The sequence below is a fragment of the Rodentibacter trehalosifermentans genome (genome assembly GCF_002000545.1).
In the GTDB taxonomy this organism is placed as follows: Bacteria; Pseudomonadota; Gammaproteobacteria; order Enterobacterales; family Pasteurellaceae; genus Rodentibacter; species Rodentibacter trehalosifermentans.
The window spans coordinates 73,430-87,663 of sequence record NZ_MLHL01000006.1 but is presented as its reverse complement, the minus strand read 5'-3'; the positions used below and the strand labels follow the sequence as shown (position 1 = coordinate 87,663).

The window sequence follows — 14,234 nt, the reverse complement described above, 5'->3', positions numbered from 1 at the left end:
CCTAATAATCACGCGTTCTTTCGCCGGGTTGTGCGTATTGAATACGTCCGTAAAAAGGGAATACCGTCGTATAGCCAGGCACAGGCAATTGCTCGGCTGAATTCGTTAAATGAGGAAACACATAGAGCGTCATATCCGGATTTGGAAGACGAGGAAAAAGGTTTGTGACCTCATTTTCTGCTATCCGGGTATAACGAATATTCTCATCACCTACAACGTCACGCCCTTCCAAAGAACGTGATGAATCAAGCGTATCACGTGCTTCATTAATGCCACTTTGCGAACTACCTCCGCCATTTTTCCAAATCTCGGCCATCGAGCGATCACCTGCCGGTAATAATTTCTCTTGAGAGGTTGAACATCCTGTCATTAAAAGTGCGGTCAAAAATGGGAGTAAATAACGCATTTTCATGTTGTCTCCTTAATCTAAATGCTTACGAGTGGAAGAGCCGTTATATTTCACTTTACGTGCCGCCTCGTTGTAATCAATCGCTAATTCTTTGGTAATATGAATTCCAACGGTTTTACCCGGTGGAACATAAATCGCATCAAACATTTGGCCAAAACGTTCTTTAACCCAGGTTGCCGTTTCATTTAATCCGCCTGCAAGCCCTTGTCCCAAAATATATTTACCTTGTTGCCCTGTCACTGCACCGACAACAGAACCGCCATCAACGATAGTTGTTGTTTGACCTTGCGCTAAACTCTGTGCTGCTGCACTTGCCCCGGATAATAAAAAATGCGTACTGAGATACTCCGGTGCATTCGTTTTTCGTTCTCCGGGAATACAAGTTACCCCTTGAGGATCGGATAACCAACCTAATCCTTCCTCTGAATTTTCTCTTATCGTGCCATTTTCACGTTGAGAATTAGACAATGAGACAATACGTCCATCTTGGAAAATAAAGGTCATTGAAGTGACTTTTCCCCGAACACAAGAAAGTGTCCAATCCCCGGAAACCGTGCCGGATACCACCGCTTCTTGCACATCTGGCAATTCAATGCCATTTGCTAATAAGTTTTCACGTCCAATGATGGCTTTAAAAGGGAACGGATCCGTGAGCGCACCACCAATAGGCACACGTCCAATCAATGCCGTCATTGCCACCGCATCGACAAGCGTGGCATTAGCCGGAATGGTATAATAAGGCGTCACTTTAGCTTCATTGGTATAAACCCGTTTTTTCCCTGTTAAATCATCCGCCGCTTTCCCCACAAGAGAGCCATCAAGTTTTTTGAAAAGATTAGGAAAGGAAGGAATTGCGCCAGTTGCACTCGCATCAACCGTCTTACCACTTTGATCTTTATATTGCATATCATCCGGATCGACCCAGAGCATCCCATCTGCACCGACTGCGTCATTGTTCATCACCGGTGCAATATTTTTTCCTTCACTTCCTAAACCAATGGGTAAGTCACTATTATTTTGATTCCCTGCGTTCATCGGGTTTGTAGTTTGCGCTGAACCGGACATCATGGATTCAAGTTTCTGTTGCATACTATTAAGTTGAGCTTGGAATGACGCTTCAATCTCATTTTGACGTATTTGCACGGCTTCATTAATTCGTGCATTTATCTCGGCGGAATTACCTTTTAAAGCCGCATTTTCACGACGTGTTTTTTCCATTTCCGATTTTGCTTTTTTCACTTCACTCAGGAGCGTTTTAAGCGTGTCATGAGGGGTATCTCCATCTTTCAGATTTAAATCTCGTCGTTCTTCATCCGTTAAATCAAAAACCACTGAATTGTCCGGTGTTGCAGAGATTTCTTCTTGTTTTGCTTTTTTGGTAATAATGACAGCTACCGCAATAAAGAAGAATATTGCGACAGGTACGCCATATTTAAGTAATTTATTTGATTTGACTTCGGCCATCTTCTACCTCCTATTGCGCGGGCACCGTGACGGTTTTCTTCACAAGTTTTTTCGTACTTGATTTTGTTTTGAGGTTGCTTGGAATGATGGCTTTACTCACATCGCCCTCCGTCACCAAATAAACGGTTGTTGTATCGTTAAGCGAACCATATTCCCCGATCCATCCATGTTGGAAACTGGCCGCATAAAAGTTTCCTTGGAGATAGCGAGGATCCAAATTCACTCGAAATGGCTCTAAGTGTTGTATTTTGACCGCTGTCACAACCATGCCATCTAATCCCCAGCTTTCAAGCGGTGTTGCACGAACTTTTAAATTCGGAAGTAATGTCGGTAATGAGCTTGGTAATTTCATTGCAACACGGCGAACACCGGGGAGTGGCTCAACCGTTCGTAGTGGCGCATAAAGCGACTGTGCGGCATAACGCACCAGTGCGGCGGGAACAGGTAAAGCGCTACGCACTTGACTGACTTCATTGTCAACCGAATCAGAAACACGGGTTTGTTCCACGCCGGGCTGATTAGATTGCACATCCTCATCAAAGACCAATCGAATATGATCAGGTTTACGTTGGCTTTGTACTGCTTTCATATCAAGCAAGATATTTTGTCCCGTCCCAATTTCTCGCAATTGAATTCGATTTAACTCAAAAGGCTCTAGTGCAGTAAAATAAACAGCCCCTCCCACGCTTTGTACGCGCAATTTTCCTTGTAGATTTTGAGGTATGCCGACTTTCACATTTTTGTCTACAAAGATAATCCGTTCTTTATTTGTAGCGAGATCAATCGCCAATGGCGTTCTATCCCACTTCATTAAAATCTCAGCCTGAATGGAAAAGGCAGAAAAAAGTGCGGTCGAAACGGTGAGTGTTTTAAGTAAACGTGTTGATTTTTTCATACAAAACCTACTGTTGTTCTTTGTTTTCACGGTATTCAATGAGTTTTGGAGAGCTACGGTAACAATCAATGGCAAGTCCCCAAGGATTCGCTTCCGGATTCACGTCATAGCGCACAACATGCAAGGGATAACGAACTAAAACGCGTTTTACCGGATTGTCTAAAAAGTATTCATCGGTACTTAAATCAAGGGTGACATCCCAGTCATCGGCGCTATTAACGGTGACCCGATTTTCTGAAAATCCTCGTCCGGGTATCTCATAGACACCCCGAACGCGATCACGAAGTTCGCCCAGTGCATCCCGCTTAGCATAATCTTCCAATAAAAAGTTTTTGCACTGCGGTGTGAAATAGGCACTAAGCACCTCAATATTTTTTTTGTAATCGACCCGACCATCTGTTGGCCAACGATTTAATTGTTGAAAGATGTAGAAAGAAAAAGAATAAACGGAAGCCGGAGGAATTTCCCACCAAGCTTTTGTTGAGCCCGAGCGTAAATCAGGCGGAACATGGATAGTCAAGTTATCCGGTGATTTATGCCAACCATAACCTAATCCTAGACAGGTTATAAAAAGCCCCACAATCACCAAACGTAAGGAATTAACATGGGCGCGCTCATTACTTAACGCGTTTTTAAATCGACTCAATATACTCATTAGAAATGCCCTTTTTTGCGGGAACGATGAATTGACCAGTGGGTTTCTTCTGTAATGAATTTTGATGGAGAGCGTTTAAACTGGATATATCGCTCAAACCACGCATCAGGTTTTCCCCGTTTTAAGCGGGCGATATATCCCCCGCCAAAACGGATGCTCACCCAACCTAAAAGGAGAGCAACCAAAGGTATAATGTATAAGCCAAGACCAAATAAGAGCACCACCAATAAGCCGATTACTGCTCCGACAACGGCCCCCATGCCTACAACAACAAAAAGTTCCATCATGGTCATTCCCCGAAAGACGGTCGGTGAGCGATTGATACGTTCAGGAAGAAAGGTAATAGTTGAGTGAGAATGCTCTTGCATGGAATATCCTTATAACATATCAATCGCTTTGGTAATTAACCAAATGATAATAACAAGAAGTCCTATACCAACAGCACAAATCATACCGAATTCGCCCCATGTTTTTTTACCGGCACGCACTTCTCTGAAGGTTTCAATCGCTGAACCTGCTACGACAAAAAATCCCCAGCAACACACTAATAAACCAATTAATGTAGCAATATCAAAACCATAGTTTTTTATAGTTTCTATAATACCACCGCCTTCACCACGGCTCGGCGCTTCCATTTTAGGAATACCTTTACCGCCGCCGGTAGCTAATGCATTTCCGGTCTGTAACGCCAATAATGGAATGGCAAGTGCAGCTTGTTTACCGTATTGTTTCAATTTCACGAATGTTTTCATTGGATGTTCCTTAATATTGAAAATAAACCTAACGCAATAAAAAATAACCCATAATGCAAAGAAACAAGACGCCACGCACAATCAATCCGCCAAAGGTACTCATCTTCATGTTACCTTCCCGCAAATCTTTAAATGCATTTACCCAGATATACGCCAAGACCAGGAAAACGCTAACAAAAATCAAGCCTATGATGAGGATATGAAGTTCGCCAGGCGTCGCACCCGAACCGGCTTTAAAGGCATTTTGTACTACAGATGGCTTGTCCGACATAGTTAGTTTTTCCGGACTTTATCGTAGTAACCGGAAAGGCTTTTAAGTTTGCGAGGGTCGCGTGGTTGGGCGCGATCACCGTTAATGTAGAAATTAATCCCTTGTTTAACGGTATTAATATCTTGATGCGCTTTTTGATAATCAAAATAGAGGCGACTTTTCAGCCCGGCATTCGCACTTTTCTGGGCGCGAATCAAGGCTTGTTTAGCCGATTCTAGTTGTCTCATGGCTTGTTCTAATTCACTGGTTTCATCGGCATAAGCAACCGTTGAGCACACGAATGAAAAGAGAAAAACGAAGGCAGCGTTACGCATGAATTTCTTGCTCCAAAGGTTAATTTTATTGCAAAGAAATAATGCAAAATTTAGGAAGGGATTGTAATGAGAAATCCTATTGAGGAATTGGAGAGTTTATGACAAAGGTCGATAGTGTGAGATACCGACCTTAAGATAAGATTAATGAGAACAATACCTTGTTTTAAACATAAGTAAAGGAAGTAAAAAAATCTGCTCACTATTTAATAATTCAAATGATTTTTGACGAAGTGCCTCCCTAAGATTATCCTGAATCGGATCAAATAATCTACCGATATCAATTTCTGACAGAACATCGCTATCGTACAGTTCCTTAAGTTCAGTTTGACTGTGAGGATGCCAAACGACGAAGAAATAGCGAGACATAGTGCGGTCTGGTAAATTACAAATCCTGTCACATTCAGGATGATAAATCGTTTTTAATAGTGAATCTGTATCCTGAAATTTTTTAACAATTTCATTTAGAATGATCGCTAAAGGTTCCGCTTCTCTAATTCCTTGCAAAAACAAATATCCATCTTCCTTTGATAATGGAACGCTACGTAATTGCTTTATTACACTTTTTACTTGAGTAAAAACTTTTAGTCCTTTCACTTCTTTTAGAAGCTCTCTCCGCTCTTTACGAGGCAGTTGTTCAATAAGCAATCGGTTTGCCAAGCTATTTATTTTTTGAAACTTAACATCTCGGTCAATGTATTGACGGTGTAGATCTGAAAACTCAATGCAGAAAAATTTTTGTTCATGTAAATAAAAATAATCACAACTTTTTAGTCTAGGATTATTTTTCGTTTCAGGGCAACAATGATCTCGAATACCTTCCGGCTTACCCTTCTTAGCATCAACTCGATATCCCTGCGCATCTAAAGAAATAGAGCATGAATTGATCTCATGCTCTAATATTTCTCTAAAAGAATCCCAATCTCTTACTGTCATTAAGGAAGTCTCGCTTTTAATAATTCAACATAAGGACGTCCCAAATCTTCTTTCGCTCGACGGATATCAGTAATCAATCCTTCTGAAGGTATTGATGTACCTTCTTGAGTTAAACGATTTAAGCTAAAGTGATCTTTTTCTACAAGTTGTTTTTCCTGACTTACAACATTTTCAAAACGATATATCATATCAAGACTATGTGTTGCGATAACAACCATTACTCCACGTTTACTAAGTTCAACCAGCACATCAAGCATGACATGTTGCCATTCGGTATGTAAGTTCACTTCAGGCTCATCAATGAATAAATAACTTCCTCTGGAAAGGATATTTTGCTTAATCAATAACGCAATTAACCCCAAATTAGAAATACCAGAAGAAACCATATTTAATGGAATCTCTATATCTTTTTGATTGTTATCGGTAAATATAATATCTCCATTACTAATACTTAATGAACCATTAATACGCTTTTCGATAAGTTCTAAAATAGGCAAAAGTTCACTATTACTACCTGATATTGTAGCATCAAGCAATTGATCTAAATCATAAAAATATTTAGGAACCTGATTAAGAAAACCTTTTCTTCTAAAAGTTGCATTTGATAATCGAACACTTCTTAGCGCATTTTTTAATTTAAAATAAATAGGCGACTCTAAATAAACTACATTGTAGAGTTGTTGTAATTTAGCAATACCCTCTCTATGCAAGGAAAAACTAACTGTCTGATTTTTTAATTGAATGCGACCTAAGTCAGAAAAATCAAACATATTGTCTTCACTTTGGGAATACAACGATGAAAGTGACTGAACTTGGAAGTTTTTTAAGAATTCTTGTCTTAAGTCATTTGTAAAATGAGACACATATATGTATCTTTCCTCATCAACAAATTTTTTTATATTTCTAATCTTCAATCCCAAAAGAATCATTTCATTCTCTACAGCATTAAGTTTTGAACCCAAGCCAGCATTTAAGCGTTCTCTTATTAGAGAATAAGTAGATTCAATTGAGGGAAAAAGTTCATTAATTACTTTTACGATACGATGGGTATCGAGTATAGTGAGCTCCTCATAAATTTCACTAATCGAAAATTCTAGGTTAGTTAATTTGAAATGTAGTTCTTCAAAAAATGAAATATCTTGTTGTGAAATTCGAGATACTTTATCTTGAATTTCATAAATCAAACCTATTGCATCAGTAATATTGTTAATAAGAAAATCGGTAGCCAAATCCTTATTCATCGAATGAAAGATGCTATATAACGATTTTGTAATAAAACTTTTACCGCTCGAATTAGGTCCAACGATGACAGTAAAAGGGCGAAGGCGAATATCTGCGGATTTCACCTTGCCAAAATTTTGGATATGTAAATCAGTTTTCATCTTTTCTCAATATAAATAATTTAGCTCCCCTATTCTATGCTTGTAAAGTCTTTAAGTAAAGACGGCACACTCTATTACAAATGTTTCTTAAAGTTTGACAGCGTAAAAGAAATCGTCAGTCCAAAGAAAACGGCAGAGGGGATTAAAATCCAGTTAGGGTGAATGGAAAAAGGAATAGATAAATACAATATCCAAGCAACAAGCATGACCGGAAAAATCGCTCTTTTAGCATGATGGTATTTAAATGCGGATTCCCGTCCTACGCCAAAACGACGTAAATCCCGCTGAACCAATCCATCTACAATACCCACTAAAGCCGCAAGTAAAAACAATGGGCTGGTCAGCACAATGATCATTAATCGAATAATGAACGTGATGATGACATAAAGTGCAGATTCAACGTAATCGCGTAGATAATGATAAATCCATGCCCCCCATTCAGAGCTTGAGGGATCATTAAGCCAAGCCTGAATCCCGGTTCGCACAAATAACCAATGATGTGTTTGTAAAATTGCCCACTCCACAAATTCCACGGGCGTACTATAAAGAAGACTTTTTTGAAATTCAGTGGAAAACCAACCGAACTCATTTTTCATCACCAGTTTACTGTGTAGATAACCGGGTGGCTCCCAATATTGAAACGCAATACCCACCCATTCAATGACGATACTGAGTAATAACGAGAAAATGAGTGTGCCAATCACTTTGCAAGGTAAGAATTCCTTTTTCTTCTTTTCCGGTTGGCTTTTATCTTGTTCGTTTCCTGCCATTAATTCACCTTTTGTTGTGATAAACGCTGACACTGCACAAGCACGTCACCGGGATATTGTTGTGTAAAACGCAACCAAAAACTAAAATAACCTTCCGGGAGTACCGTACCGAATTTAATTTCCTCATCATGACTCCATACTTCAATCCCATATTGAGCAAGATAATTATCCAGTTGATGTAATGACCACTGATGTTTTTCCCACTCCGGAAAAATCGTTTCGACAAAAAAGACAAGTCGCTCGTTATCGAATTTACCGGCTGAAGAGGCACCTAAAGGTGCGCCCATATCAATATCTAGGTTCACGTAGCAATCCGGTGTATCGGTAATTCGCATCTCAATCTTTGTTTTTTTCATTGTCATATGATTCCCTTAATGTTTTTTGAGACAACGCCTCAAAGGCTTCTACCGCCTCTTTATTGGGGTGATAATAGTGTACACCTTCCCACCAAGAGTCTGTTGTTCGATAGTTATTTCGCATATAGTCGGCAAGTTGCTGTAAAGATGAGGGCATCATATCGTCTTTATCTTCAACCGGTAATGGCATCCTAATCTTCCACAATTGAGAGCCTTCTATTAGGGCAAAGGCCTGTCCCTTGGGTAAATTCGTAATATCCGCAGCAGAAAGCATCGGTTTTGATTTTACTGTCACCCTATCGCTCGTATTAGAGCCGAAATCCTCATATGAATTAGGGTTCGTATTATCACTTGTGCCGGAAAGCGCCATCACTTCCAATATATTTACTTCATGTAAATTTTTCGTCATGACTTCTGCTGTCGCTTGTTCTTTAACCCTAAGCATCACAAGCGTATTAAAGTTACCAATGATTTGCCCGGCTTTTGCTCTATCTTGCGTCCTTGCTTGAATATCAGAAATGGTTTGCGTGTATGCCGTAACTTGAATACCTGCCCCACCGCCTTTATTGATTAATGGGATAAATTCATCACCAATTAATTCGTTAAATTCGTCACAATGTACATTGATAGCAATCTTACCTTGTTTCGTATTGGCTTGCTGAGGTAATCCTTCATTGACCCCAAATTTATAAATATGCCCAGCCATCGAGACCAAATCAGCAAACATGGAATTGCCCACAGCAGAGGCGACTGTCAAATCAGAGAGTGCATCAAGCCCAATATAAACAATCCCACGCTTACGGATGACTTCTTCCCAATCAAAAATAGGGCGCGTATCTGTAATATCGGAATAATCCGGAGAAAGTAATTCAGCGACTTTACCCGATGTTAATTTTTCCAATAACGGCAAAAGTGAGGCCACAATCTTATCAAAGTAAGTTTTGTCATAACGTACCGCACTACATAATCCATCCAATACGGGATCAAAAATTTGTTCATCACGAATATATTGATCGACGGCAATGACCTCCGGACTACGCCCTCTCATTGCAAGCGAGGATTTATTCGGATCGACTTTGACTGCTGCTTCCAGAATCGTCAACCAGATTTTTTTATCTTTCCGATCGAAATAGAATCTAGCATAATCCAAGAAAAGTGACTCTATACTTCGAACATAGCGTGCAATTTGTTCATAATTAGGGCGACGTCCAAGTTCAACTAATGCCCGGGAAATAATATTCACAAATCGCCAGGCAAACTCTTTAAATGCTGCCGAATTCCCCGCACCGCTTAATTGACCGGAAATTCGAGACGCCACTTCGGTGATTTTATTAAAACGCCCAACGGCATTATAGCGGGCAGAAATATCCGGCCAGCCTAAATGAAAAACATAGAATTCTTTTTCCCGACCGGCCCTCTTCGCTTCAGCATACATTCTTTTGAGAATATCGGCATCCCCTTTAGGATCGATAAATATCACGACTTCACGCTCTTCAAAGCGGCTACCTCGATTGATATCTTGTGTAATTAATGTCTCAGCAAGTCGTGTTTTTCCAACACGGGTTGTCCCCAATACCAACGTATGACCCACACGGCTGCTTAGGGGAACCGTCACATTCACTTCATTTAATTCAATGCCATGAATTGCCGGAATGCCCTCAACCGGGGGTAACGGTCTAAAAGGATTAAAAGGACTGTCTTTTGACGTCAACTTAGCAATAAAGCTATCGCTATGTTTCTTCTCAAATTCACGCACCCAGGTAAAAGACTTGGAAGGAAGTGTGTATTTTTCGGCAGATTGCTGAAAGCAATCATGTAATCGTTGTGTATGTTTTTGTTGCCAACGAAATCCTTTACCCAAAAAAAGATCACGTTTTAATACCGGTATTTGTTTACTGGTTAAGGCATAGTGCGGTAAACGTTTTAAATTCCGGTGATAACGTAAAATCTGCCAACCTTCGTGTGCCCGTTTTGCACCAATTAAACCAAATCCTACTGCCATGCCATACCCTACATGCGGTTTTAACGCTACCGCCCAAGGTGCATAAGCGCAAAGACCGGCGGCCATCGTGCAAATCGCCGTCGTATAAAATTCGACGGGAGGACGCAATAATGCTTCAACAAGATATTTATTACTCATAGTTCACCTAAGTGTTACTGACTAATCAACGAATCTGTCATCAGTAATGGATAATGATAAATACCGAGACGATCAGATAAGGTATCTGCGGCAACCGGCATTAACGATAATTCCGGAGCTAAATGGCGTAATTCAGCCAGTTCTTCCGCCGTATTGACATTAATCACCAATCCGGTTGCTTGTTGCTGAACCAATTCCTGATAATTTGCTTTCAACCATTGTTTTGACGTTTCATCAAAACCAATTAAGAAAATAGGCATTGCGCCGGGTAAATTAATCTGTTTTGACTCAACCTGCCCTACCGTCCACTTATGTGATACCACAGGAAGTAACATATTTTCAGACATCTCCCCCGGTACGGCATTAGGATGCTGAGGCGCATTTTCTGTATGGACAGGCTGAATAGATTCATAAAAACGTACCGCACTTTCCCCCCCTAAATCTGCAATGACCTTTAATTCTGCGAAGGAGTGTGCGGAAAGGAGTAATCCAAGCCATAAAAAATGATTTAATTTCTTCATTATTTTTGCTCCAAAATTTTATCTACAATATCACCCACTCCGCCATATTCCTCCTCGAGATGCCATTCATCACTAAATTTTTCAAAGCGACCAAATGGGAAAGGAAAACCTTGCGGAAAGGTAATGTCTGCTTGCTGGAAAAATGGAATAATCTCGTGACCATACAAAATCTTCTTTTCAATGAGCATGGAAGTGAGCTGCTTATAGACGGATAAATTTAAGCTAAAAAATGCTTGTAATAGCTGCGTTTGTTTCTCTTTTAAGGCATTTAATTTTGCTTCATTGGCATTAAATTCAAACTCAGAGAGCGGCTCAATATAAAAAATACCCTTAAAATGGTTTTTTAAATAAAGGCGGGCAAGCTCAAACCATTCATGATTATCATAGATAGAGCCCAGCGAATTATCCTGTAACAAGATACTTTCGCCCTCACGACCGGCAAGGGAGGCGAGCATTTGCCATTCAATAAATAACCGACTTTGTGTGACCCGTTTAGAAGTAAAAGCGGAAACATAGCCTAAACTTGTTGTACTATCCGTGTGTTCTTTCACTTCAACTTTCATATAAGGGGGCAATTGACCTAATGCACCATAAACAAGAAGATGACCGGCCTCATGGGCACCGACATATCGAATATCTTGCGGTGTCATTTTTCTATGGATAACAGATACCCCGCTGGGTAACCTACCTTGTTCATTGCTTTTTGGAGAGAAAATACCGCAAACGAAGCGCACCACTTTTTCGGCAAGGACAAAAAACACGCCAAAAGATAAACTGAAACTATACAAATCGCTAAAAAACCGTCGATACTCCGGTGTATTAGGTTTTATTTCGATAAGTTGAGCTAATGTTGTATCAAAATCGGTTGGTAAAAGTAGATAGAACCAAAAGATACCATAGATAGCTAATGCCAAAAATAACGCATTTGCCATCATAAAAATAAGTTGTCGTATAAACGAAAAAATAGTACGAATGGGGTTAGAAGATAATGATATTCCAAACATTTTAGTTCCTACATCTTGACGGTGTTATCAATCCAGAGCACATTATTATCGCTAGGCTCAATCCAAATCATTGCGTTTTTTACCGCACTTTGACCTGTTGACAACGACGATTCTGTCTCTGTAGTTGAAGGTCGTTTTTTATGAGTCTGTGGCTTAATCCACACGATTTCAGTTTGCTTTCCTGTCTTCGATACAAAATTTGCTATAGATTTATGGCTGTTATATCGCCCTGTTTGGTAAGCGATAAATTGTTTTACCGACATTCCCCGTTTCATACCATTTAGACGCATATTGCGAATATCTTCAGCCGTTGAACGCCCTAAAATGGCACGATGCAATCCCTCTAAACCAATATTATGAGCTAAATACAAATTCTCATCGGTTGGTTTTATTCCTCTTTCTACAAATTGCTCTATATGCCACCGGGCATAAAGTGCGGTTGCCAAAGTGTTGATGTATTTATTATGACGGGGATCGAATCGCGTATTACGATTTTTTGCCGTTACCGGACGCATTCCTATACGATATCCTTCAACCGTATTGGCCAAAAAATTCCAGGTTCCCATAGTAAATTGTCCGACGCCGATAGGGCCTGTTGGTGAGATTTTTCCATACCAACCATCTTCCATCTTAACCAACCCGCGCAACATTGTTTCACTGACTTGATAACGATTTGCCGATTCTTTGATATACGTATCAATTTCACGCCCAAATCCGTTAAACCGAGCTTGTGTAACCAAAGGTAAGGTAAGTAAGATACAACCCAATTTGATTAATAAGTGAGATTTATCCACTGCCCTTCTCCATCAATGCCAAATGCAGCCGGCATTTTCCCCTTTGCATATTTTGCCCAACTCAAGTTGAGATCGTGGTTTAAGGTAATTTGACGTTTTTTGACTTTCTCCACATTAATATGATTCGCTAATGCCCAATCACGAATCTTGTTATCATCTTTTCGACTATCGACAACATAGATGTTAACTTGTGTGTCTCCGGCATAATTCAATAGTTTCATCATATCGCGACCACATTCTTGACAGTCATTAATACGGGTAAAATAAATAATACGGCGAATATTGCCGGATTGAATTTGGCTATCGCCTACATTAAATGGCAAGATATTCGGGTACAATTCATTAAATGCTTGCGTATAAGCAATTTGAAAGGCGATTTCTTTTTCTGCCCGTTCAAACTCTTTTTTGGCAAGTAATCTCGCATAACGTCGCCGTTCTTCCTCTGTTGTGGCCTCTACACCTAACGCTGTCAATGGGTCAATATTCGGTGTCCAAATACCACGTGCACCGTGTTTCATCACCATTTCATATTGTTGCCAATCACGCTCGGTCAATCCCCACTCAGACCATTTATTTTCAGTCAACGTCTGAGTATGATTCTGCTGTTGGGTAGAGGTGTTGGATTGAGAAAACACCTGCTTAGTTAAATTTTCATTTTGAGAAACGGAAGTAGCGAAAGTAGGGAAACTCAAGACAAGTGGAGTCAATAACGCGAGGGGCTTAAAAAATTTCATAGTCGCTCCAATAAATAAAATCATTGAGGCGACTATGCCAAAAAGACCGGAAAATCGTAATGAAAAATTCTATCGTGATTGGAAATAATTTACTTCATGCCGATATCCACATCTACCCGTTCTTTAGGCTGAGGCGATAGTGGAATGGAGGCACGTTTTTCAAAACAGACTTGACGACGTGTATCATCGACAATCAATTCAAATGCCTCACCAACAAGCATTTGTAACGCATCCCGTAACCGCATTGAGCCAAATTGATAATGAACTTTTGGTAACGGACGTCCAAATAACTGACGCACATCTTCATCAGCCGGCAAACTACATAAATTATAACCGGTATTATTTAAAGTGGTGTGCAACCCTTGACGTACTGTCGCCGTATATTGTTTTTTCTTAACCGGTACATTGACATCGACTAATTGCTCCAACAGATATTTTTGTCCGCCGATTGGTGCACTGGTGACGAGCGTATAACGACCATAACGAATCACTTCGGGATATTCTTCATAGGTGGTATTGATATAAATATCCTCGCTGACCTTGCGGTAGGAATTTACCTCTTTTACACTCCCTATGGTTTGTTCTGTTAGCCGAATCGTCGTATTCGGAATTGTCGTAGATTGTGTCGTGGTGATAGGTTGTTGTGTCGGCATTGGAATACCGGGAGAAAGCGCCGACTCATCGGAAGTGGCATTTTGGGCACACCCGGAGAGTATCAAAGATGTGGTTACAACGGCTAGGGTTAAAACCGCTTTTTTCATAGTCACCTCAAGTTTATAGTAAAAAGATACTGTTACTATGCAAAAAACGATTGTTGTTTTTAAGGAAAAAACAAAAAAA

General features: G+C 40.1%; 18 protein-coding genes. All 18 read right to left on the bottom strand.

What is annotated here, in order from left to right; genetic code table 11:
- Position 1 precedes the first annotated feature (1 nt).
- On the bottom strand, positions 2 to 412 hold the full coding sequence (locus BKK52_RS01235; protein WP_077477598.1) for a TIGR03751 family conjugal transfer lipoprotein: 411 nt from the start codon (positions 410 to 412) through the stop codon (positions 2 to 4).
- A 9-nt stretch (positions 413 to 421) separates the two neighbouring features.
- Positions 422 to 1,873 (bottom strand): TIGR03752 family integrating conjugative element protein, encoded by a 1,452-nt coding sequence (locus tag BKK52_RS01230; RefSeq protein WP_077477596.1) that lies wholly within the window; start codon positions 1,871 to 1,873, stop codon positions 422 to 424.
- Positions 1,874 to 1,883: 10 nt separating this feature from the next.
- The gene (locus tag BKK52_RS01225) at positions 1,884 to 2,768 is read right to left on the bottom strand and encodes a TIGR03749 family integrating conjugative element protein (RefSeq protein ID WP_077477594.1); all 885 of its coding nucleotides are present in this window, start codon (positions 2,766 to 2,768) and stop codon (positions 1,884 to 1,886) included.
- Between the two features lie 7 nt (positions 2,769 to 2,775).
- A complete protein-coding gene (locus BKK52_RS01220; RefSeq protein ID WP_174435483.1) occupies positions 2,776 to 3,423 on the bottom strand; it encodes a PFL_4703 family integrating conjugative element protein in 648 nt (215 codons plus the stop codon).
- The gene (locus BKK52_RS01215) at positions 3,423 to 3,791 is read right to left on the bottom strand and encodes a TIGR03750 family conjugal transfer protein (protein WP_077477592.1); all 369 of its coding nucleotides are present in this window, start codon (positions 3,789 to 3,791) and stop codon (positions 3,423 to 3,425) included. The genes BKK52_RS01220 and BKK52_RS01215 overlap by 1 nt, the downstream gene beginning before the upstream one ends.
- A gap of 9 nt (positions 3,792 to 3,800) precedes the next feature.
- Positions 3,801 to 4,175, bottom strand: coding sequence for a TIGR03745 family integrating conjugative element membrane protein (locus BKK52_RS01210; RefSeq protein WP_143531371.1), 375 nt, complete (start codon positions 4,173 to 4,175; stop codon positions 3,801 to 3,803).
- A 28-nt stretch (positions 4,176 to 4,203) separates the two neighbouring features.
- Positions 4,204 to 4,446 (bottom strand): TIGR03758 family integrating conjugative element protein, encoded by a 243-nt coding sequence (locus BKK52_RS01205; protein WP_077477590.1) that lies wholly within the window; start codon positions 4,444 to 4,446, stop codon positions 4,204 to 4,206.
- Positions 4,447 to 4,448: 2 nt separating this feature from the next.
- Positions 4,449 to 4,760: an integrative conjugative element protein, RAQPRD family gene (locus BKK52_RS01200; protein WP_077477588.1), complete on the bottom strand. Its 312-nt coding sequence runs from the start codon at positions 4,758 to 4,760 to the stop codon at positions 4,449 to 4,451.
- 141 nt (positions 4,761 to 4,901) lie between these two features.
- Complete coding sequence (locus tag BKK52_RS01195; protein ID WP_077474528.1) at positions 4,902 to 5,693, bottom strand: hypothetical protein; 792 nt, start codon at positions 5,691 to 5,693, stop codon at positions 4,902 to 4,904.
- The gene (locus tag BKK52_RS01190) at positions 5,693 to 7,075 is read right to left on the bottom strand and encodes an AAA family ATPase (protein WP_077474529.1); all 1,383 of its coding nucleotides are present in this window, start codon (positions 7,073 to 7,075) and stop codon (positions 5,693 to 5,695) included. The genes BKK52_RS01195 and BKK52_RS01190 overlap by 1 nt, the downstream gene beginning before the upstream one ends.
- Positions 7,076 to 7,149: 74 nt before the next feature.
- Complete coding sequence (locus BKK52_RS01185; protein ID WP_059366887.1) at positions 7,150 to 7,845, bottom strand: TIGR03747 family integrating conjugative element membrane protein; 696 nt, start codon at positions 7,843 to 7,845, stop codon at positions 7,150 to 7,152.
- Positions 7,845 to 8,201, bottom strand: coding sequence for a hypothetical protein (locus BKK52_RS01180; RefSeq protein WP_136122894.1), 357 nt, complete (start codon positions 8,199 to 8,201; stop codon positions 7,845 to 7,847). Before BKK52_RS01180 ends, BKK52_RS01185 begins: the two co-directional genes overlap by 1 nt.
- A complete protein-coding gene (gene traD / locus BKK52_RS01175) occupies positions 8,182 to 10,341 on the bottom strand; it encodes a type IV conjugative transfer system coupling protein TraD (protein ID WP_077477584.1) in 2,160 nt (719 codons plus the stop codon). The genes BKK52_RS01180 and traD overlap by 20 nt, the downstream gene beginning before the upstream one ends.
- A gap of 14 nt (positions 10,342 to 10,355) precedes the next feature.
- Positions 10,356 to 10,862 (bottom strand): integrating conjugative element protein, encoded by a 507-nt coding sequence (locus tag BKK52_RS01170; protein WP_077477582.1) that lies wholly within the window; start codon positions 10,860 to 10,862, stop codon positions 10,356 to 10,358.
- Positions 10,862 to 11,866 (bottom strand): hypothetical protein, encoded by a 1,005-nt coding sequence (locus tag BKK52_RS01165; RefSeq protein ID WP_077477580.1) that lies wholly within the window; start codon positions 11,864 to 11,866, stop codon positions 10,862 to 10,864. Before BKK52_RS01165 ends, BKK52_RS01170 begins: the two co-directional genes overlap by 1 nt.
- Positions 11,867 to 11,874: 8 nt before the next feature.
- Entirely contained in the window at positions 11,875 to 12,639 is a 765-nt protein-coding gene (locus BKK52_RS01160) for a hypothetical protein (protein WP_244160205.1), read from the bottom strand.
- Positions 12,639 to 13,394 carry a TIGR03759 family integrating conjugative element protein gene (locus BKK52_RS01155; RefSeq protein WP_244160203.1) on the bottom strand — a complete coding sequence of 252 codons (756 nt, stop codon included), beginning with the start codon at positions 13,392 to 13,394 and terminating at the stop codon, positions 12,639 to 12,641. Before BKK52_RS01155 ends, BKK52_RS01160 begins: the two co-directional genes overlap by 1 nt.
- Before the next feature lie 89 nt (positions 13,395 to 13,483).
- Complete coding sequence (gene pilL2 / locus BKK52_RS01150) at positions 13,484 to 14,155, bottom strand: PFGI-1 class ICE element type IV pilus protein PilL2 (RefSeq protein WP_059366900.1); 672 nt, start codon at positions 14,153 to 14,155, stop codon at positions 13,484 to 13,486.
- Positions 14,156 to 14,234 lie beyond the last annotated feature (79 nt).

Bases quoted from the DNA above. Each gene is read 5' to 3' on its own strand.
- BKK52_RS01225 (WP_077477594.1), bottom strand. From the start codon at position 2,768: ATGAAAAAATCAACACGTTTACTTAAAACACTCACCGTTTCGACCGCA.
- BKK52_RS01205 (WP_077477590.1), bottom strand. From the start codon at position 4,446: ATGTCGGACAAGCCATCTGTAGTACAAAATGCCTTTAAAGCCGGTTCG.
- BKK52_RS01220 (WP_174435483.1), bottom strand. From the start codon at position 3,423: ATGAGTATATTGAGTCGATTTAAAAACGCGTTAAGTAATGAGCGCGCC.
- BKK52_RS01200 (WP_077477588.1), bottom strand. From the start codon at position 4,760: ATGCGTAACGCTGCCTTCGTTTTTCTCTTTTCATTCGTGTGCTCAACG.
- BKK52_RS01165 (WP_077477580.1), bottom strand. From the start codon at position 11,866: ATGTTTGGAATATCATTATCTTCTAACCCCATTCGTACTATTTTTTCG.
- BKK52_RS01235 (WP_077477598.1), bottom strand. From the start codon at position 412: ATGAAAATGCGTTATTTACTCCCATTTTTGACCGCACTTTTAATGACA.
- BKK52_RS01210 (WP_143531371.1), bottom strand. From the start codon at position 4,175: ATGAAAACATTCGTGAAATTGAAACAATACGGTAAACAAGCTGCACTT.
- pilL2 (WP_059366900.1), bottom strand. From the start codon at position 14,155: ATGAAAAAAGCGGTTTTAACCCTAGCCGTTGTAACCACATCTTTGATA.
- BKK52_RS01215 (WP_077477592.1), bottom strand. From the start codon at position 3,791: ATGCAAGAGCATTCTCACTCAACTATTACCTTTCTTCCTGAACGTATC.
- BKK52_RS01190 (WP_077474529.1), bottom strand. From the start codon at position 7,075: ATGAAAACTGATTTACATATCCAAAATTTTGGCAAGGTGAAATCCGCA.
- BKK52_RS01155 (WP_244160203.1), bottom strand. From the start codon at position 13,394: ATGAAATTTTTTAAGCCCCTCGCGTTATTGACTCCACTTGTCTTGAGT.
- BKK52_RS01170 (WP_077477582.1), bottom strand. From the start codon at position 10,862: ATGAAGAAATTAAATCATTTTTTATGGCTTGGATTACTCCTTTCCGCA.
- BKK52_RS01185 (WP_059366887.1), bottom strand. From the start codon at position 7,845: ATGGCAGGAAACGAACAAGATAAAAGCCAACCGGAAAAGAAGAAAAAG.
- traD (WP_077477584.1), bottom strand. From the start codon at position 10,341: ATGAGTAATAAATATCTTGTTGAAGCATTATTGCGTCCTCCCGTCGAA.
- BKK52_RS01180 (WP_136122894.1), bottom strand. From the start codon at position 8,201: ATGAAAAAAACAAAGATTGAGATGCGAATTACCGATACACCGGATTGC.
- BKK52_RS01195 (WP_077474528.1), bottom strand. From the start codon at position 5,693: ATGACAGTAAGAGATTGGGATTCTTTTAGAGAAATATTAGAGCATGAG.
- BKK52_RS01230 (WP_077477596.1), bottom strand. From the start codon at position 1,873: ATGGCCGAAGTCAAATCAAATAAATTACTTAAATATGGCGTACCTGTC.